At 71.6% G+C, this 19,180-nt stretch carries 19 protein-coding genes; 14 read left to right on the forward strand and 5 right to left on the reverse strand.

Annotated features, from left to right (window positions below):
- Positions 1 to 32: 32 nt before the first annotated feature.
- From ACQPXG_RS04330 to ACQPXG_RS04340, 3 genes are all read right to left on the reverse strand, one after another.
- Entirely contained in the window at positions 33 to 1,808 is a 1,776-nt protein-coding gene (locus ACQPXG_RS04330) for a CDP-glycerol glycerophosphotransferase family protein (protein WP_433466309.1), read from the reverse strand.
- Between the two features lie 141 nt (positions 1,809 to 1,949).
- Complete coding sequence (locus ACQPXG_RS04335) at positions 1,950 to 3,368, reverse strand: SDR family NAD(P)-dependent oxidoreductase (RefSeq protein WP_433466310.1); 1,419 nt, start codon at positions 3,366 to 3,368, stop codon at positions 1,950 to 1,952.
- A gap of 244 nt (positions 3,369 to 3,612) precedes the next feature.
- Positions 3,613 to 4,698 (reverse strand): acyltransferase family protein, encoded by a 1,086-nt coding sequence (locus ACQPXG_RS04340; protein ID WP_433466311.1) that lies wholly within the window; start codon positions 4,696 to 4,698, stop codon positions 3,613 to 3,615.
- 156 nt (positions 4,699 to 4,854) lie between these two features.
- On the opposite strand from ACQPXG_RS04340, the gene ACQPXG_RS04345 reads away from it, so the two are divergent.
- The 5 genes from ACQPXG_RS04345 to ACQPXG_RS04365 all read left to right on the forward strand — a co-directional run bounded on the left by ACQPXG_RS04345 (position 4,855) and on the right by ACQPXG_RS04365 (position 8,028).
- Positions 4,855 to 5,259, forward strand: a complete 405-nt coding sequence (locus ACQPXG_RS04345; RefSeq protein WP_433466312.1) for a PGPGW domain-containing protein — start codon at positions 4,855 to 4,857, stop codon at positions 5,257 to 5,259.
- 89 nt (positions 5,260 to 5,348) lie between these two features.
- On the forward strand, positions 5,349 to 5,783 hold the full coding sequence (locus ACQPXG_RS04350; protein WP_433466313.1) for a hypothetical protein: 435 nt from the start codon (positions 5,349 to 5,351) through the stop codon (positions 5,781 to 5,783).
- 79 nt (positions 5,784 to 5,862) lie between these two features.
- The gene (locus tag ACQPXG_RS04355) at positions 5,863 to 6,477 is read left to right on the forward strand and encodes a TetR/AcrR family transcriptional regulator (protein WP_433466314.1); all 615 of its coding nucleotides are present in this window, start codon (positions 5,863 to 5,865) and stop codon (positions 6,475 to 6,477) included.
- Between the two features lie 2 nt (positions 6,478 to 6,479).
- Positions 6,480 to 6,677: a ferredoxin gene (locus ACQPXG_RS04360; RefSeq protein ID WP_433469893.1), complete on the forward strand. Its 198-nt coding sequence runs from the start codon at positions 6,480 to 6,482 to the stop codon at positions 6,675 to 6,677.
- 73 nt (positions 6,678 to 6,750) lie between these two features.
- Positions 6,751 to 8,028: a cytochrome P450 gene (locus tag ACQPXG_RS04365; protein WP_433466315.1), complete on the forward strand. Its 1,278-nt coding sequence runs from the start codon at positions 6,751 to 6,753 to the stop codon at positions 8,026 to 8,028.
- Between the two features lie 11 nt (positions 8,029 to 8,039).
- Here the strand turns inward: ACQPXG_RS04365 and ACQPXG_RS04370 are convergent, their stop codons facing one another.
- Positions 8,040 to 8,765, reverse strand: coding sequence for an SDR family oxidoreductase (locus ACQPXG_RS04370; protein ID WP_433466316.1), 726 nt, complete (start codon positions 8,763 to 8,765; stop codon positions 8,040 to 8,042).
- A gap of 82 nt (positions 8,766 to 8,847) precedes the next feature.
- On the opposite strand from ACQPXG_RS04370, the gene ACQPXG_RS04375 reads away from it, so the two are divergent.
- The 6 genes from ACQPXG_RS04375 (at position 8,848) to dacB (ending at position 15,318) form a co-directional block, all read left to right on the forward strand.
- Positions 8,848 to 9,687 carry a LysR family transcriptional regulator gene (locus ACQPXG_RS04375; RefSeq protein WP_433466317.1) on the forward strand — a complete coding sequence of 280 codons (840 nt, stop codon included), beginning with the start codon at positions 8,848 to 8,850 and terminating at the stop codon, positions 9,685 to 9,687.
- Positions 9,688 to 9,838: 151 nt separating this feature from the next.
- On the forward strand, positions 9,839 to 11,254 hold the full coding sequence (locus tag ACQPXG_RS04380) for a ferredoxin reductase family protein (protein ID WP_433466318.1): 1,416 nt from the start codon (positions 9,839 to 9,841) through the stop codon (positions 11,252 to 11,254).
- Positions 11,255 to 11,271: 17 nt separating this feature from the next.
- Complete coding sequence (locus ACQPXG_RS04385; protein WP_433466319.1) at positions 11,272 to 11,736, forward strand: FMN-binding protein; 465 nt, start codon at positions 11,272 to 11,274, stop codon at positions 11,734 to 11,736.
- Positions 11,737 to 11,786: 50 nt separating this feature from the next.
- Entirely contained in the window at positions 11,787 to 12,629 is an 843-nt protein-coding gene (locus ACQPXG_RS04390; protein ID WP_433466320.1) for an FAD:protein FMN transferase, read from the forward strand.
- 36 nt (positions 12,630 to 12,665) lie between these two features.
- Positions 12,666 to 13,721 carry a maleylacetate reductase gene (locus ACQPXG_RS04395; protein ID WP_433466321.1) on the forward strand — a complete coding sequence of 352 codons (1,056 nt, stop codon included), beginning with the start codon at positions 12,666 to 12,668 and terminating at the stop codon, positions 13,719 to 13,721.
- Between the two features lie 58 nt (positions 13,722 to 13,779).
- Positions 13,780 to 15,318, forward strand: a complete 1,539-nt coding sequence (gene dacB / locus ACQPXG_RS04400; protein ID WP_433466322.1) for a D-alanyl-D-alanine carboxypeptidase/D-alanyl-D-alanine endopeptidase — start codon at positions 13,780 to 13,782, stop codon at positions 15,316 to 15,318.
- A gap of 11 nt (positions 15,319 to 15,329) precedes the next feature.
- Here the strand turns inward: dacB and ACQPXG_RS04405 are convergent, their stop codons facing one another.
- A complete protein-coding gene (locus ACQPXG_RS04405; protein ID WP_433466323.1) occupies positions 15,330 to 16,700 on the reverse strand; it encodes a hypothetical protein in 1,371 nt (456 codons plus the stop codon).
- A gap of 162 nt (positions 16,701 to 16,862) precedes the next feature.
- On the opposite strand from ACQPXG_RS04405, the gene ACQPXG_RS04410 reads away from it, so the two are divergent.
- From ACQPXG_RS04410 to ACQPXG_RS04420, 3 genes are all read left to right on the forward strand, one after another.
- Positions 16,863 to 17,339 carry an N-acetyltransferase family protein gene (locus tag ACQPXG_RS04410; RefSeq protein ID WP_433466324.1) on the forward strand — a complete coding sequence of 159 codons (477 nt, stop codon included), beginning with the start codon at positions 16,863 to 16,865 and terminating at the stop codon, positions 17,337 to 17,339.
- 73 nt (positions 17,340 to 17,412) lie between these two features.
- Complete coding sequence (locus ACQPXG_RS04415) at positions 17,413 to 18,354, forward strand: DUF6282 family protein (protein WP_433466325.1); 942 nt, start codon at positions 17,413 to 17,415, stop codon at positions 18,352 to 18,354.
- On the forward strand, positions 18,351 to 19,115 hold the full coding sequence (locus ACQPXG_RS04420; protein ID WP_433466326.1) for an ABC transporter ATP-binding protein: 765 nt from the start codon (positions 18,351 to 18,353) through the stop codon (positions 19,113 to 19,115). The genes ACQPXG_RS04415 and ACQPXG_RS04420 overlap by 4 nt, the downstream gene beginning before the upstream one ends.
- Positions 19,116 to 19,180 lie beyond the last annotated feature (65 nt).

Here is a 19,180-nt window from a genome sequence, read left to right on the forward strand (position 1 = left end):
CTACCCGTCGGCATGCGAGTGCAGGGGACACTCTATGCGGGCTCCGGCGCCGTGGTCATCGCTGGGCCGGATGTGCCGTACATCGTCGACCGGGGGCCGGCCGCGGCCAGTGCGTCGACGGCGGCGGCGAACCGTGTCATCGCGTCCGGGTGCTCGGGGCCGAGCAGGTAGTCCCGGAGCGTGCGCCGCTCCCCGGCCAGCGGGTCCTGGCCGGGCGTCGCGGCGACCGCGAGGATGTCGGCCAGTTCGGCGCAGTCCGGGCCCAGCAGGTAGGCCGCGGACGCGGACGGGAACTCGGCGCGGAAGACCGACTCGTCCATCCCCTCCGGGTTCGTTACGACATACGGCTTCAGGCTTGGAATGTAGTCGGAGATCACGCTGGAGATGTCGGTGACCAGCATGTCCGACCGGTTGAAGCACTCGTAGAGGGAGGCGTCCGCGCCGGTCACCACCTGGTGGCCGCCCGCGCCGTTCCGGTTCGCCTGCTCGATCATCCGCACCAGCCGCTCGTGCACGGCGGCCGCCTTCGGCAGCCGCCGCCCGGTGTAGGGGTGCGGCCGGTAGACCACGCGGAGCCGCGGGCCCTGCTCCAGCAGGGTGCGGACGATCTTCTCGCCCATGCCGAGCAGCGAGCTGTAGCCGTGCTCGTTGTCCCAGCCCTCCCAGGTGGGCGCGTACAGGACGGTCGGCACCGGCCCGCCGGACGGCTCGGTGGTGATCTCTCCGAGCTGCGGGCGGCCCACCTCGACGATGGCCTCGTCGCGCACCCCGGCGTCGGAGTTGTGGTAGCGGTCGCGGCCGGCCGGACCGGCGACCCAGACCTCGTCGAACACCTTGCTGACCGGGTTGGAGCTCGGCCCCTTGTCGCTGTCGCCGTGCCCGACGAACACGTGCTTGATGTGCTCCTCGCGGAGGAGGTGCAGGTTCTTGCCGGTGTTCCCGGGGTAGAGCGCGACCTTCACCGTGCCGAGGTCGAAGTTCATCATGTCCTCGGCCCGGGTGATGCACAGGACCGGCAGCGGCGTGTGGGCGAGGGCGCCCACGACCTCCGGCGTGCGGAGGAGGACCATCGCCTTGCGGTCCAGCCGCTCCAGCGCGTCGAGCCACATGTTGGCCTGGTACACGGTCGCGGGGGGACCGTTGAAGTACAGGACGACCTCGGGCCTGTAGCGGTCCACGCGGCGCTGCGCGTCGGGTCCCACGCGGTCGGCGTTGAGGAGGGCGCGCATCCGGCGCAGCCGTGGCGTCTGCCCGGCGTGGACGACCAGCGCGGCGGCGGCGGTGGCGGTGAGGCCGGCGGCCAGCAGCGGCGGGAAGTCGACCAGCAGGCCGACGGACCCGAAGAGCAGCGGGAGGAGGTCGGCGTGGGACTCGAGCAGGCCGACCAGCCGGGCCTGCCAGGCCGGGGCGTCGGCGGGGAGGGCGGGCTCGCCCGGCCCGAGGTTGCGGGTGACGAACGGCAGCCGGTTGACCCGGCGGACGGCGACCGCGCCGGCGAGCGCGACGGCCCGCAGCCAGTCGACGAGGAGGAAACCGAGGGCGGCCAGCACGATCGTCGGGTCGCCGACGTCCCCGGACTGGACGAGCAGCAGCACGAGGGCGGCCTGCCGGACGAGCACGCGGGCGCCCACGCCCATCTGGCCCCAGCGCAGCGGCCTCGCCGCGTCCGGCAGCAGCCGCTCGACCGCGGGCTCGGCCGCGTAGCAGAGGGCGGCGGCGGCGAGGAACCAGGCGGGCGCCCCGGCCAGGGCCGCCACGAGCAGCAGCCCGAGTGCGGCGGGCAGCAGTAACACCGATGAATACCGCATGAGAGTCGAGTACCGAGGGATGAGACGCCGCACGGCACACCTCCGTCTGATCAGCGCGGCCCCTGGGGGCGGCGAAGGGTGGGAAGTGAGGGGTGACATGCGCCCGCCGGGCCGGGCGGGCGCGTGCAGGGGGAGGGGAAGTCAGCTGGGACGGGCGCCGCTGAGCGGGTCCTCGCGGCGCACGTCGATGACCTGTCCGGTGAGGTCGGACAGCAGGACGTTCAGGGACGTCCGGCCGACCTGGTCGGCGCTGAGCAGGGTGTGCGGGGGTTCCTGCCCGAACGCCGCCGTCCGCATGGGGGTGCTCGTCCGCTCCGGGTTGATGCAGTTGATCCGCACCCCGTCGGCCGACCACTCGTCCGCGAGGGCCTGCGTGAGGTTGACCGTGGCCGCCTTCGCCGACGAGTACAGGCTGTAGTCCGCGCGTCCGCGCGTGTAGGAGCTGGATGTGTAGAGCAGCAGCTGGCCGCCGGTCTTGGCGAGGTACGGGAACGCGGCGCGGGCGATGTGGATCGGCGCGAGGTAGTTGACCCGCAGCGCCTCCTCGATCGCCTCCGGGTCGATCGAGTCGAGCCGGCCGATGCGCAGCACGCCCGCCGTGTTGACGACGAAGTCGACGCGTCCGGTCGCCGAGTAGGCCTGGGCCAGCGCGGCGGCGACGTCGTCGGGCCGCTCGGCGTGGGTGCGGGTGGCGCCGCGGCTGTAGCCGAAGACGCGGGCGCCGAACCGCTGGGCGAGTTCGGCGACGGCGGCGCCGATGCCCTGGCTGGCGCCGAACACGACCATGGTCTTGCCGCCGAGCGCCTCGGCGTACTCGTCCTCGGACAGGTCGGGGGCGTCCGACGAGGCGAGCTGGAACAGCTTGTCCGCGACGAACATGTCCACCGGCTCGGTGACCTTCATGTTGTGCTCGTCGCCCGGGACGACGTAGATCGGGGTGCCGGGCTGGTAGCGGAGCACCACCGAGCAGTCGTCGGTCGCCTCGAAGTTCTCGTCCTGCCACGCCTTCTCGTAGGCGGCGCGGATGGTGGCGAGGCGGAACCCCTGCGGGGTCTGCCCGCGGCGCAGGTTCGCCCGGCGCGGGACGTCGACGATCACGTCCTCGTCGACCTTGATGATCGTGTCGGCGGACGGGATGGCGACGTCCACGGCCCGGTGCTCGTGGAGCGCGGTCACGCAGTCGCGGATGATGCGCTGCGACAGGAGGGGGCGGACCGCGTCGTGGAACAGCACGCTGGTCGTCTCGGCCGGATGGTCGGCGAGCGCGTCGAGCGCGAGCTGCGTCGTCGCGTTCCTGGACGTCCCGCCGGGAAGCACTGCTTTGACTTTCGTGCAGCCGGCCTTTTTCACGCACTCCGCGGCGTCCTGGAGAAAACCGGGGTTCATCAGAACGAGTATCTCGTCGACGTCGGGTGCCTCCTCGAACACGCTCAGTGTGTGCTCAAGGATCGTCTTTCCTGCGATCTTCAGAAGCTGTTTGGGCGTACTGAGTCCCATGCGTTGCCCGCTGCCACCCGCCAGGATGACGGCGATGACGCGGTGTTCGCCCTGCGGCGCCATGACCAATGCGACCGTCCTTTGACTTCTTGGCAGCCGGAAGGGCTGCCGAAACCGAACGTGTTGCAGTGACCCGTGGGATCTCGAAGGGGCGCGGGCGGCGCGGCAATCGCAGGGCTAGACGATCCACACGGGGGAGAAACTGCGGCCTAACTATACCCGGTCTGTGGGAATTTGTGGCGAATTCAGCGATCTTCCAGATTCCCGTAACCTCGGTGTGACAGGGCGCAGTCAATGGCGCGATCGGTCACCGGCCGAACAACGGACGCAGATTGGGTTCGACCGCCCAGCGGGTCACGCGGCGCACCGGTGCGGTGCTCAGGAGTGTGACGATGACGAAGCACGCGAGCACCACCGACAGGACGCCCGGAATCGTGTCGAACCAGCCGAGCTTTTGCCAGCCCTCGAAGGTGAAGAGCCGGGTCAGAAACCCGTGCAGCAGATAACCGTAAAGGGTCGCGGCGCCGAGGTCGCTGTACCAGGTGTGCCGGGACGGGACAACGGCGAGGAATGCGATGAGGAGCACCGTCGCCGTGATCAGCAGCGCCAGCCGCATCATCGTGCCGGTCAGTTCGTCCACGCCGAGATCGGCGTTGGAGGTGTCCCAGTTCAGCCAGCGCGCGTTCATATGGTCGTGGGTGACGAACGCGGCACCGAACGCGGCGGCCAGGAGCACGGCGCCGGCGATCCGCGCGGCCGGCCGCCGGACGATCTGCAGCACGTCCGGCGAGAGCGTGAGCCCGAGGACGTAGAACGGCACCAGCCCCAGGATCCGGTACAGGTCGAGTGTGCTGCCGATGTCGCTCATGTAGCCGAGCAGGCAGACGAGCACGGCCGTGGCCAGCGGATACCTGAGCTTCCGCCACACCGAGGTGAGCAGCCGCCACACGAACAGCGCCAGCAGGAACCAGGTCAGGTAGTAGGGGTCCAGCACGTCGAACTGGAACCTGCGGCCGTCGACCCCCCAGGCGAACAGGCTGTAGGCGCACTGGAAGATCAGGTACGGCGCGAGCGTCGAGCCGACCAGCCGGGAGACCTTCTCGTCGGTCAGCGTGAACCGCTTGGAGAGGTAGCCGCTGATCATGACGAACAGCGGCATGTGGAACAGGTAGACGAAGTTCCAGAGCGCCGCGGCCAGCGGGACGTCCCGCAGGCCCGACAGGCCGTGCCCGCCGGCGACGAGGAGGATCGCCAGGAACTTGGCGTTGTCCAGGTGCGGGTCGCGGCTCCGGGGGGCCGCGCCGGCCGGCGCCGGCCGCGTTTCCGGCGGACGTCCGGCGGATCGTTCCACCGTTAACTCGGGTATGGCCGACGCCTCATGTGTCTGTGTCATGGAGAGAACTCTGATCCAGAGAGGGGCTCGTGGAGCATATCGGACCAATCACTCCAGAACCCCCAAAGTCACAGGTCGCGGTCCCGGCGTCACGGACGGACGTCGGCCGGATCTTCGGGTAGGGAGACAGAGACGGAGCGGACCGGGGGGACAGGCATGGGGTACGGAAGCTCGACCAGGCGCGTCGCGGTGGTCATCGCGGGGGGCACGGTGCTGCTGGCCGGTGGCGCCCTGCTCGTCCTGCCGGGGCCCGGGTTGCTGCTCGTGCTGGCGGGGCTGCTCATCCTCTCCCGGGAGTTCCCGGCCGTGAACCGCTACGTCGAGCCCGTGCGGGAGCGGGCGATCCAGGCGGCGGAGGAGAGCGTGACCTCGTGGTGGCGCCTCACGGGCGCGATCCTGACCGGGCTGGCCCTGATCGGCGCGGGCGTCGCCTGGGGGCTCGTGCCGGAACTGCCGCTCGGCGGATGGAGCACCGGGTCCGGGCTCATCCTTTCCGGATTCATCCTGTTCGCGCTTCTGTACTGGAGCCATCGCCGGGTCAAGGCCGGCCGCGCCGGCTGATCGGCGGGCGTTTTGCCGCGGCCGTTACCGGCCTTGCCGAAATGTTCCGGCGGTTTGATCCGTGGAGCGGGTATCACCGTGCAATGGGTATGGGCATACTTCTTCGACTACTCGTCGCCGCGGGGCTCGCGGCCGACGCCGTCGTGCACTGGCGGTTCGCACCCGGTATGGCTCCAGGGCCCCATACTCCGAGCGACGTCATCCCCGGGGACGACCTGTTCCGCGGCCAGGCCGTCGCGGCGGCCGTCGCGGGGCTCCTCGTGCTGTTCTGGGCCCGGAAGTGGACGTACGCGATCGCGTTCATCGTCGCCGCGAGCGCGGCCGGCGCCGTGCTGCTGTACTACTTCGTCGACTTCGGGCAGCTCGGCCCGATCCCGCGGATGTACGACCCGTCGTGGTACAGCGACAAGACGATCAGCCTCGCCGGGGAGGTCGTCGCCGCCGTGGCCGCGTTCATCGGCTTCTTCACCGTCGGCAGAGGGGACCGCGCGGAGTCGTACTCCGCCCCCGCCTCCGTCCGGTGAGGGACGCGGCGTTCCCCGGGGCGTCCGGCGTCGCCCCGGACGCCTTGACCTATCAAATGAACGGTCTTTTAATTCAGCTATGGGACGCATCGCGGGCGTCACCCGCGCGGAGACACGGGAAAGGCTGCTGAGCGCGGCGGCCGATGTCTTCGCCCAGCGCGGGTACGACGGGACGCGGGTCGCCGACATCGCGCGGGCCGCGGGCGTCAGCAACGGCGCGCTGTACGCGCACTTCGGCTCGAAGGCGGAGCTGCTGGTGGCCGCTTTGCGCGTGCACGGCAAACGGCTGCTCGCCGACCAGTTCGCCGCCGATCCGGACCGTCCGGTCGTCGACCTGCTCCTCGCCATCGGACGAGGGCTGCCACGGCGGCGGGAGCCGCGCGGCCACCTCGTCGTGGAGGCGCTGGTCGCGGCGCGCCGGGACGAGGACGTCGCCCGGCCCATGCGCGACTACGTGGCCGAACGCGGCGGCTGGCTCGCCGACCTGATGCGCGTCGCGCAGGCGGGCGACGAGATGGACCCGGCGCTGTCCCCGGACGCGCTCGCCCATCTCTGCCTCCTGCTGGGGATGGGCAGCGCGCTCGTCCCGCCGGACATGCACGCGGTCGGCGACGAGGAGTGGTCCGCGCTGATCACCCGGATCGTGGCCGCGCTCGTGCCGCCCGCCCCGCAGAAGACGGAGGGAACGCATTGAAGGTGCGGATCGACCCGGAGCGGTGCCAGGGGCATGGCCGCTGCTACGACCTGGCCCCCGCCCTGTTCGGCGAGGACGACGAGGGCTACGGGACGGTCCTCGGCGACGGCGTCGTGGCCGAGGGGGCGGAGCACGACGCCCGCCTCGCGGTGGCGAACTGCCCGGAACGGGCGATCGACGTGCTCAAGGAGGCCCGATGACCGCAGCGAAGCGAGGATCGTCGGGCCTCCCGGCCTGGGGGTCTGGGGGTCGCCCCCAGAAAGGTAGGGCGTGATGACCGTCGACGACCGTTTCGACAAGGGCTACGAGGAAGCGCGGGAGAACCGTCCGCTCGGCACCCGCAACGAGGTGATCACCGGCCCGGTGGCCGACTGGGCGACCGACTTCTCCCATCTGGAACCCGAATGGGCCGCCGACCCGTATCCGATCCAGGACGACCTGCGGCGGCGCTGCCCGGTCGCGCGGACCGAGCGGTTCGGCGGCGGCTGGCTGCCGACCCGGTACGAGGACGTCGCGGCGATCGCCTACGACACCGAGCGCTTCACGTCCCGTTCGGTCGTCATGAGCAACTTCCGGCCGCCGCGCGAGGTGGAGCCGATGGGCGTCACACCGCCGATCTCGTCCGACCCGCCGTTCCACCACGACGCGCGCAAGCTGCTGCTGCCCGCGTTCACGAAGTCCGCCGTGCGGCGGCTGGAGCCCGCGACCAGGGCCTACTGCCACACGCTCATCGACTCCTTCGAGGGCCGGGACGTGGTGGACGCGGCGCACGAGTACGCGCAGCACATCCCGATACGGGTCATCGCCGACATGCTCGGCTTCCCGCCCGAGGACGGCCCGCGGTTCCGCGAGTTCGTCGAGAACACCCTCGAAGGCGTCAACCTGCCGCCGGACGAGCGCATCGCGCGGATGGACAAGCTGTTCGACTACCTCCTCGACCAGATCCGCGACCACGTCGACGACCCGCGCGACGACCTCACCACCTACCTGATCGACGCCGAGCTGTACGGGCGCAAGCTCGACCCCTCCCACGTCTCGGGGACGATGGCGCTCCTGCTGATTGCCGGGATCGACACGACGTGGAGCGCGATCGGCGCGTCGCTGTGGCACCTGGCGAAGACCCCGGCCGACCGGGAGCGCCTCGTCGCCGAACCGTCGCTGCTGCCGACCGCGCTGGAGGAGTTCCTCCGCGTCTACGCGCCGGTCACGATGGCGCGCCTGGTGCGGGAGGACACGCGCCTCGGCGGCGTCGACATGAAGGCCGAGGACTGGATCCTGCTGTCGTTCCCCGCGGCCAACCGCGACCCTGAGCAGTTCGACCGGGCGGACGAGGTCGTCATCGACCGGGAGGTCAACCGGCATGCCGCGTTCGGCCTCGGCATCCACCGCTGCGTGGGCTCCCACCTGGCGCGGATGGAACTGCGCATAGCCCTGGAGGTCTGGCTGGAACGGATCCCCGCCTTCACCTTGGAGGACCCGTCGGCGGTCACGTGGGCCGCCGGCCAGGTGCGCGGCCCGCGGACCCTCCCCGTCCGCGTCGGTGGGAGCTAGTCGCCGGGGCGTTACCAGGGCACCACGCCGGCGTCCTCGAAGAAGGCGCCGGTCGGGCCGTCGTCGGGCAGTCGCGCGAGCCGGATCGCGATCGCCGCGCCCTGTTCGGCGGTGCGGAAGCCGCGGAAGCCGTTGAGGTCGGTCGCGCAGTAGCCGGGGCAGGCGGCGTTGATCAGGATGTTCGTGTCGCCCAGCTCCTTGGCGTACTGGACGGTGACGGCGTTGAGGAAGGTCTTCGACGGCGAGTACGCGGCCGAGATCGGGCCCGTCTCGGCGCCGGGGGTGGACTGCCGGGTGAGGGAGCCGACGCCGCTGGACATGTTCACGATCCGCGGTGACGCCGAGCGGCGCAGCAGCGGCAGCATCGCGTTGGTGACGCGGATGACGCCGATCACGTTGGTCTCCACGACCGTCCGCATGGTCTCCGGGTCGACCCTGGTCGGCTCCTGCGGCATGCCGCCGGTCACGCCGGCGTTGTTGACGAGCACGTCGAGGCGCCCGGCCCGCTCCTCGACCAGCCGGGCGGCGGCCTCCACGCTCGCGTCGTCGGTCACGTCGAGCGCCACCCCGAAGGCGTCCACACCTGCCGCGCGCAGCTTCTCGACGGCGGTCTCCCGGCGCCCCTCGTCCCGGGCGCCGACGCCGACGGCCCAGCCCAGGGCGCCCAGTCCGGCCGCGATCTCGTAACCGATCCCCTTGTTCGCGCCGGTGACCAGCGCGATCTGCTGTTCGCTCATGTCCTCCATCCTGGGCGCACCCCGGGCCGGGCCTCCAACACCGTTCGGGTGGCCGGTGATACCTCCCGGGTATCGTGGCGGCATGGAGACGCGGGAGCTGCGGTACTTCGTCGCCGTCGCCGAGGAGTTGCATTTCGGGCGGGCCGCCGAGCGGCTCGGGATGGCGCAGCCGCCGCTCTCGCGGGCGATCTCGCAGCTCGAACGGCGGCTCGGGGTGACGCTGCTGGAGCGCACCAACCGCAGTGTCGCGCTGACCGAGGCCGGGGCGGTCCTCCTCCGCGAGGGACGCGCGGCCCTGGACGCGGTCGCCGCCGCCGACCGCCGGACCCGTCGCGCCGCGACCGGCCGGCCCGGCCTCGTCCTCGCCTCGAAGGCCGGGGCGGCCGGCGAACTGCTGGCGAAGCTGCTCGACGCGTACGCCGCCGAACCGGGCGCGGTAACCGTCGACGTGCTCCTGTGCGGACCCGGCGAGCAGGGGCGGCTGCTGCGCGACGGACGGGCCGACGTGGCGCTGCTGCACCGGCCGTTCGACTCGACGGCCGGGTTGGACACCGAGGAGCTGCGCACGGAAGGCCAGGTCGTGATCCTGCCGGCCGGGCACCCCCTCACCGTCCGGGGTCACCTGCGGACGGCCGACGTCTCCGCGCTGCCCGACCTGCCGCTGCCGCGCTGGCCCTGCGCCGACGGCACGTACCCGGACGGCCCCGGCCCGCAGGTCCGAGACCATGTGCAACTGCTGCAACTGATCGCGCTCGGCCGGGCCTCGGCGATCCTGCCGGAGTCGGTCCGGCTCCATCTGCACGACGGTCTCGCCGCCGTCCCCCTCCCGGACGCGCCGAAGGTGACAACGGTGATCGCCTGGCCGCCACACAGCCGCTCCCAGGCCCTCGCCACCCTGATCCGAACCGCCACGACCCTCTAGCCGACCGCCGCGAGCACGGCACCCGCTTGGTCTACGGCGGAAGCGCGGCTCCGGGATGGGGCTTGACCAGCGCCGACGCGGTGCCGGTGTTCTCATCGAACGTTAAGGAAAGCCGACAGGATCCTTCATAGGCCCCGCCGATGGTGTGGGCATGACCGCCACAGCCTCACCTCGGCCCCAGACGGCCCGCGCGCCTCGTCCCGCCGCCCCGCCACGCCCGACGCCCCGCTGGTGGGCGGACGCGGCGGCCGCGGGCGCCGGGCTCGGCCTGCTGATCGTCACCGCGCTCTGGGTGCACGGCCAGGGCGTCCAGCAGACGCTGGCCGGCGGCCCGGGCGCCGTGTCGGCCCTGGGGCGCCTGGCCGGTCTTTGGGCGTCGGACCTGCTGCTGTCGCAGGCCTTGCTGATGGCGCGCGTGCCGCTGGTCGAGCGGGCTTTCGGACAAGACCGGCTGGCCCGCTGGCACCGCTGGACGGGTTTCGCCTCGTTCCACCTGATGGTGGTGCACATCGTGCTCATCGTCTTCGGCTATGCCGGGTCCGTCCATGCCAACGTGTTCGCGGAGACGTGGGACATGGTCGTGTCCTATCCGGGGATGCTGCTGGCCGTCGCGGGCACGGGTTCGCTGGTCATGGTCGTCGTCACCTCGCTGCGGGCGGCGCGGCGACGGCTGCGGTACGAGTCGTGGCACCTGCTGCACCTGTACGCCTACCTGGGCATCGGGCTCGCGCTGCCGCACCAGCTCTGGACCGGCACTGACTTCGCGGGTTCACCCTGGGCCAGGGCGTACTGGTGGACGCTGTACGCGGTGGCGGCGGGCGCGGTCCTGATCTTCCGGATCGGGGTGCCGGTGTGGCGGAGCCGGCGGCACCGGCTGACCGTCAGCCACGTCGTCCCGGAGGGGCCCGGCCTGACCTCGGTCTATCTGCGCGGCCGCCGGCTGGACAGGCTGCCGGTGCGGGCCGGGCAGTTCTTCCAGTGGCGCTTCATGGACGGCCCCGGCTGGTCCCGAGCGCACCCCTACTCCCTGTCCGGCACCCCGCGCGGTGATCTCGTGCGCATCACCGTGAAGGACCTCGGCGACGGCAGCGCCCGCGTCGCGTCCCTCAAGCCGGGGACGAGGGCGCTCATCGAGGGGCCGTACGGGAAGCTCACCGGCGAGACCTACACGGGCGGGCCCGTCGTGATGCTGGCCTGCGGCATCGGCATCACACCCCTGCTGGCGCTCCTCTGGGACCTGCCTTACCGGCCAGGCGACGCCACGCTCGTCTACCGGGCCCGCAGCGATCAGGAGGTCGCGTTCCGCGAGGAGCTGGACCGGCTGGCGGCGGACAGGGGAGTGCGGATCGTGTACGCGCTCGGCCCGCGCGCCGACCGCTCGTCATGGCTGCCGCGGCCTCTCGCGGGGCTCGGCGACGTCGAGGCCCTGCGCCGGGCCGCGCCGGCCATCGCCGGCTCCCATGTGTACATCTGCGGCCCGGACGCATGGACGGACACGGTGCGCACCGCCGCCCGGGCCGCCGGCGTCCGCGCCGGCCACCTGCACACCGAACAGTTCGCCTGGTAACCCGAAGGACGATGACGATGAGACGGATCACCTGCTGGCTGATGTCCACGGTCGCGGCGGTCGTGCTGCTGTTCAGCTACCGGACGAGCACCATCGGCGGCGCGACCGCGACCACCACCGCCGGCGACACCACCGTGACACCCCAGACCAGTACGACCCCGACCCCGAGCGCCACGCAGTCGTCCGGGTCGGCGAGCAGTGGGAACAAGACGTACACCGGGTCGGTCGCGCAGACGCAGTGGGGGCCGATCCAGGTCACCATCACCGTGTCCGACGGGAAGATCACGGATGTCGCGGTGCCGGTCTACCCGAACGGCAACCACCGGGACGAGGAGATCAACGCGTTCGCGTTGCCCGCCCTGAAACAGGAGGTGCTGGCCGCGCAGAGCGCCAAGATCGACACCGTCTCCGGCGCCACCGTGACCAGCGACGGATACGTGGAATCGCTGCAGTCCGCCATCGACGCCGCCCACCTGTCATGAGCGGAGCGAACCGGAGGGTGTGGGGTCGCCACGCCACAGGGAGCACAGCCATGAACGCCGGGATTCCGCGCAGGGCGTGGGTAGAGCAGATCATGGGGATGCCGATCAGCGTGCACGTGCGCGGCGGCGATCCGGCGGGCGAGGACGTCGAGGAACGCGTCGCCGCCGTCTTCGCCGACCTGTGCCATGCCGACGCAGTGCTCAGCCCCTACCGGGACGACAGCGACCTGTCGCGCTGGGAGCGCGGCGACCTCGCGTTCGGGGAAGCCGACCCGGCGCTAGCCGAGGTGATGGCGCTGTGCGACCTCGCACGGGCCCGCACCAACGGCCGGTTCGATCCGCGTGATCTGCCCGACCCGCGCGGCGGCGGCGGTCCCAGATACGACCCGTCCGGCCTGGTCAAGGGCTGGGCGGTGGAGCGGGCGGCCCGGCATCTCGCCGGTCTGGACGGAGCCGGATGGTGCGTCAACGCCGGCGGCGACGTCGTGGTGCACGCTCCCGTCGGCCAGGCGCCCTGGCGGGTCGGCATCGAGGACCCGGAAGACCCGGGCCGCGTGACCCAGGTCGTGCGCCTGCGCAGCGGCGCGGTGGCGACCTCGGGCACCGCCCATCGCGGCGCCCACATCATCGATCCGCACACCGGCCGGCCCGCCGCGGCGGTGCGCGCGGTCACCGTCACGGGACCCCGGCTCATGTGGGCGGACGTCTACGCGACCGCCGCCGCCGTGCAAGGCCCCGCCGCGACCGGCTGGCTCGACGGGCTGGACGGCTACGAGGCGTTCCTGACGACCGTCGAACGCGACACCCACACGACCCGCGGCTGGCCCGCGCCACCACCGAAGCGCTGGCCCGGGATGATCCGCTGCTCATCGTCTCCGGGCCTGCTCGCATGAGAAAGTCGAACCGGAGGTGGAGCAGGGGTGAGCCACATGGAGCGAGGGGCCGATGCCCGGGTCACCGTCCACGAGACGCTCGCGGCGCGCGTGCTGATCGGGCCGGGGGCATGTGACCTCGTCGCGGACGAGATCGCACGGCTCGGCGAGCGGCGGGTGCTGCTGGTCGCGACCCCGTCCGCCGGCACGGCCGCCGGCCGTATCGCGGAGGCGCTGGGTTCGCGGCTCGCGGCGCGCTTCGACCGTCCGGCGCCGCACACGCCGGTCGCCGTGACCGCGCGGGCCTTGGCGGTGGCCGAGGACGCGGCGGCGGACTGCGTGGTCGCGATCGGCGGCGGATCCGCGATCGGCCTGGCCAAGGCGGTGTCGGCCCGGACGGGGATGCCGCAGGTCGCCGTGCCGACCACCTACGCGGGCTCCGAGATGACGCCCGTCCTCGGGGAGACGGAGGACGGTGTGAAGACCACACGCCGCGACCCCGCCCTCGCTCCAGGAACGATCGTCTACGACCCCGTCCTCACCCTGAGCATGCCCTCCGGCCTGACCCTGACGAGCGCCATGAACGCGCTCGCGCATGCCGTCGAGGCCCTGTGGGCGCCGGACGCCACTCTGGTCACGGACGCACTGGCGACCGAGGCCGTCGCCGACATCCTGAATGCGCTGCCCGAGGTGCTGGACGACCCGTCGGGGCTCCCGGGGCGCGGACGCCTTCAGTCCGCAGCGTGGCTGGCCGGGGTCTGCCTGGCGCAGACCCGGATGGGCCTGCACCACCAGCTCGCGCACATCCTCGGCGGCACTTTCGACCTTCCGCACGCCGAACTGCACACGATGCTCCTGGCGCACGTGATGGCGTTCAACCTGCCGTGGGCGCCGGAGGCGTCCGCCCGGCTGACCCGGGTGGCGGGGCCCGATCCGGTGGCGGCCGTCGCCGAACTGGCCCGCCGCCACAAAGGTCCCACGCGCCTCTCCGCCCTACAGGTGCCCCGAGATCGGCTGCGCGAGGTCGCCGAGCGGGTGGTGGCGGCGCCGTACCCCAACCCCCGCCCGCCGGACGCCGACGCGGTCACGGAACTGCTCGACGCGATGTGGTGAATACGGTCCGTGTCATTTCGACGCCGTGGCCCCGTCCGGTGCCCTACGATCACACCCCATGCGTGGATCACTGGTGCGAATCACGTCCGTCCTGCTCGCCGGAGTTTCGTTGCTCGCCGCTCCCGCCATGCATCCGCAGGCCCGGGCCGCCGCACCAGGCGAACTGAAGACCGATCTCGACGCCATCCTCGCCGACGCCCGCCTCAAGGGCGCCACCGTCGGCGTCGTCGTGCGGGACGCGAAGACGGGCGCCGTCCGCTACTCGCGGGGCGCCACCGCGCCGGTGCTGCCCGCCTCGAACCTCAAGATCTACACCTCCGGCGCGGCGCTGTCGCTGCTCGGCACCGGGTACCGCTTCCGCACCGGCGTGTACGCCGGGTCGGTGTCCGGGTCGTCGGTCAAGGGCGACCTGTACCTGAAGGGGACCGGGGACCCGACGACGCGGGCCGCCGACTACGACCGGCTCGCCGCCCAGGTCGCGGCGCGGGGGGTCCGGCGCGTCGAGGGCGACCTGGTCGCGGACGACACCTGGTTCGACGCCGTCCGCACGCCCGCCTCATGGGACCCGACGGACCTGCAGTACTACTACGCCGGGCAGACGTCCGCGCTGACCGTCGCACCGAACGACGACTTCGACGCCGGATCCGTGAACGTGAAGGTCGCGCCGGGCGCCGAAGGCGAACCCGTGAAGGTCGGGCTCACCCCCGCCACCCATGTCGTCAAGATCGACAACAAGGCGGTCACCGGGAAGCCCGGCTCGGCGTCCACGCTGTCGGTCAACCGGGCGAAAGGCACGAACACGATCGTGGTGAGCGGCTCCTACCCGGCGGGCGGGGCCGCCTACACCACCCTGCGCACGGTCGAGAACCCCACGATGTACGCGGCGGACGTCTTCCGCAACGCGCTGCGGGCGCACGGCGTCCAGGTCAGGGGCACGACCGAGCGCGGCAGGACGCCCAAGGGCGTCCGGGCCGTCGCCTACCGTTCCTCGATGCCGCTGTCGCAGCTGGTGGTCCCGTTCCTCAAGCTCAGCAACAACATGATCGCCGAGAGCCTGGTCAAGGCGATCGGGCGGAAGAAGGCGGGCAAGGGCAGCTGGACGGCGGGGCTGCCGGTGATCGAGCGGTACGCCCGCGCCCAGGGCGTCCCGGTCGGACGGCTGGACATGGTCGACGGCTCGGGGCTGTCGCGCGGCAACCGCACGACCGCCCAGGACGTCGCCACGATGCTCAGGCGGGCGCAGAGCGCGCGCTGGTTCTCCACCTGGTACGGCGCGCTGCCGGTCGCCGGTGACCCCGACCGCCTGACCGGCGGCACGCTCACCTCACGGATGCGGGGCACTCCGGCCGCGGGCAACGTGCACGCCAAGACCGGCACGCTGAGCGGGGCCAGCGCGCTCTCCGGATACGTCACCGACGAGTCCGGACACCGGCTGCTCTTCTCGGTCGTCCTCAACGGCTACCAGGGCGGGGCGCCCAAGGACATCGAGGACAAGATCGCGATCCGGCTGGCCGGTGGAGAACCCGCCCCGGCCCGGAGCATGCTCACGTCGCGGAGCGGCCCGCAACTCGAGTGCTCCTGGGTCGGCCGCTGCTGACAGGCGACGGGTCACTTCTCGTTCTTCGGCACGTGCAGGCGGATGTCGTCGACGTACGCCTCTCCCTCGTAGTAGTTCAGGTGCGGGTCGCCGATGATGAAGGAATCGGGGTAGGCCGATCCCTTGGGCCAGCTGTGCTCGGTCGTGTACGTCCCGGCCGGGCCCTTGTGGACGAGCCTGCGGTCGAACCGGCCGTCGTACTCGCCTGGGGTCTGGTTGTAGTGCCAGATCGGACGGCCGTTCTCCACGAAGTCGTGATGGACGCGCAGCGTTGCCTGCCCGATGTGGAGGAACGGGCCGCTCATTTCGAGCGTGTACCCGGTGCGGTCCCGTTCGATGGCGAACCGGTAGGCGGCCTTCGGCAGCAGTTCCGGCCGTAGTTCGGCGCTGGTCAGATGACCTTCGAAACGGCCGCGCGGCCCGTACCGCCTGTCCATTGACGCATTTCCGCAGACGGTCTTGGCGAAGTACTCGTTGCTGATGTTGTTGTTGGCGGTTTCGCGGAACATGTCGCCGCGCGGGAACAGCGCGTTGACTCCGTTGAACGTGCCGTCGAACGTCCGGTACAGCTTCCGGGTCTTGGGATTGCAGGTCGCGGCGTTCTTCCAGCGGTCGTCGTCGCTGTAGTAACCGTCCATGATGACCTTGCGGCGGAAGTGAATGCCCGGGTTGCCGTGCGGCGCGGGCGTCGCGTAGTCGAGGATCGTCAGGTAGTAGAACCCGTTCTCCCTGGTCACGTCGGGATACTGGCAGCGCGACTTCCCGGGCAGCGCGCCCTGGAACGTCCACGGATACCGGGTCTTGCAGGGGTCCTTCGTGTAGCCGTTGTGCCTGCCGTTGTAGTCGAACGTGCCGTGCCGCTTGCCGCCGAAGTCGATGCCGCGCAGCGTCATCTCCACCCGGTAGTGCGCCGGGAGCGGGCGCGTGGGCCGGATCAGCACCCCGGCGTCCCAGCTCGGCTCGGAGATCCGCGCGACCTTCTGCCCGCCCGGCAGCGACGCGTTCGAGACCCCCGGCCGCGAGTCGGGACGCCCGTCCTTGTCCTTGTCCACGGCGGCGACCTCGGCGGTCAGCCACCCCTTGCGCCCGAACGCGACGCGCTTGCGGAACACGTTCAGCGTGTCCAGCTCCCGCCCGAACAACGGCCCGCTGATCTTCTTCCAGGCCTCCCCGTCATCGTCGAACGCGTCGACGTGCCACGGGCTGCGTTTCCCCTGCGGGTCCAGCCGCCACGGCCTCCCGTCGACCCGCAGCGGCCGGTCGAACCCCTCGTGCGCGACGAGGACCCACCCGCCGTCCGCCCGGGCCGGCCACGCCGCGGAACCGCACGCCGCCACCGCCACTCCGGCGACGGCCGCCGACACCTTCCTACGCCCCCACATACCGGCCTCCCCCGATAGCCCGATTCGCAGGGACCCTACGGCCCGCCGTCCCCGCTCACCGGTCCAGCGAGCCGCCCGAACACGACCTCTTGCCCTCCCCTTGACCAGCCCATCCGCTTACCGTGTGCCTGGCATCAACGAGCTGACATGGAGGTGGGGACCGTGATCCTTCGACCTGCCCGGCCGGACGAGGCGCCGCGCCTGGCCGTGCTCTGGCGGGCGGCCTGGCTCGACGGGCATGCCGGGCACGTGCCCGGCGCGCTGATGGACGCCCGCGGGCCCGAGCACTTCGCCGCGCACGCGGAGAAGTACGCGGGCTCGACCACCGTGGCGAGCGAGGACGGCGAGCTGCTCGGCCTGATCATCCTCGGCGACGACGAGGGCGAGGTCGTCCAGCTGGCCGTCGCGCGGTCGGCCCGCGGGCGCGGTGTCGGCGGGGCCCTGCTGCGCCATGCGGAGGAGCGGTTCTCGGGGCGGCACGACGAGGCGTGGCTCGCGGTGGTCCCCGGCAACACGCGGGCGCGGCGCTTCTACGAGTTCCACGGATGGCACGATGCCGGGCCGATGACCTACGCGGCGCCCACCGCGGCGGGCGTCGTCGACGTCCCCGTCCTTCGCTACGTGAAGCCTCTCTTGTGACCAGGGGCTATTGACGTTGTTGCCGAAATTGTTAACAATCTCGGCATCAGTAGTGGCGACACAAGGGGCTGGGATGACCGAACACCCGAAGCCGTCCGATCGGGCGCGTGAGCTTGTGCGGGGTGCGTACGACGTGCACATCCACGTGGCCCCGGACGTGATGCGGCGCCGCATCGACGACCTCGCCCTCGCGCCGAGGTTCGCGGAGGTGGGGCTCGGCGGATTCGTGCTGAAGTCGCACTACTTCCCCACGGCGGAGCGCGCCGCGGTGGTGCGGGCCGCCTTTCCCGGGTTCGGCGCGGTCGGAGCCATCACGCTGAACGGCTCGGTCGGCGGCATGAACCCCGTCGCGGTCGAGCTCGCCGGACGCGCCGGAGCACAGTTCGTGTGGCTGCCGACCGTGGACAGCGCCAACCAGCGCGAGTGCACGGCGCACGATCCCGAAGGGGCGCGCCCTCCGATGTGGGCGCTATTGCAGGAGGAACTGCGCGCGGACGGAATGGCCGCCGACCCGGTGGACGTCCTCGGCGCCGACGGGAAGGTCAACGAGGCCACCCGGCAGGTCCTCAAGGTGATCGCCAAGCACGACATGACGCTGGCGACCGGGCATCTCAGCACCGCGGAGATCGGCACCGTCGTGGACGCGGCCGTCGCCGAGGGGGTGCGCCGCATCGTCGTCACCCACCCCGAGTTCACCTCCCAGCGCGTGGGCGTCGAGCGGCAGCGGGAGCTCGCGGCGAAGGGCGCCCTGATGGAGCGCTGCTTCACCACCCCGTACACCGGCAAGGTCTCCTGGGACGTCTGGGTGGAGAACATCCGGGCCGTCGGGCCCGAGCACTCCGTCCTGTCCAGCGACCTCGGCCAGCCGTTCAACCCCCCGGTGGAGGACGGGCTGGCGCTGATGGCCGACCGGCTCCTCGCCGAGGGCTTCACCGAGGAGGCCGTCCGCACCATGGCCGTCCGCAACAGCCGCCGGCTCGCCGGCGCCGACCGCGCCGGGGAGGCCGGCTCATGACCCAGGTCCTGAAGATCAGAAACCTGACCAAGCAGTTCGTCAAGGATGACAAGGGCATCGTGGCCCTGCGCGACTTCGACCTGGACGTCGCCGAGGGCGGCTTCGTCAGCGTGCTCGGCCGCAGCGGTTGTGGCAAGTCCACGATGCTCAACCTGCTCGCCGGGCTCGTCCCGCCCACGTCCGGCGAGGTGTACTACCGCGAGCAGCCGGTCTCCAGGCCGCGCGTCGAGGTCGGCTACCTGACCCAGTCCGACACGCTGATGCCGTGGCGGGACGTCCGGCGCAACATCGAGATGCCGATGGAGCTGCGGAAGGTGCCCGGTCGCGAGCGCCGTGAACGGGCCGCGGAGCTGATCGAACGCGTCGGCCTGCGCGGGTTCGAACGGCACTACCCGCGGGAGCTGTCCGGCGGCATGCGCCGGCGGGTCGGCCTGGCCCGGATGCTGGCCGGTGAGCCCGAGACCCTGCTGATGGACGAGCCGTTCGGCGCCCTCGACGCCCAGCTCCGCTCCGACCTGCAGAAGGAACTGCTGCGGCTGTGGCAGGGCAGCGGCCAGACCGTGGTGTTCGTGACGCACGACATCGAGGAGGCGCTGCTGCTCGGTGACCGGGTGGTCGTGCTCGGCCGCCTCGGCCGCGTCGTACTGGACGAGGACATCGACCTGCCCCGCCCCCGCGACCCCGACGAGATGCGGGTCGACGCCCGGTTCGTCGCCCTGCACCGGAAGCTGACGGACGCCCTGAGGGAGGGAGCCCGATGACCGCAGCGAAGCGAGGATCGTCGGGCTCCCGGTCCCGGGGGTCTGGGGGGCGCCCCCCAGAAGGG

This window comes from Spirillospora sp. CA-128828 (assembly GCF_050945415.1).
Taxonomy (GTDB): Bacteria; Actinomycetota; Actinomycetes; order Streptosporangiales; family Streptosporangiaceae; genus Spirillospora.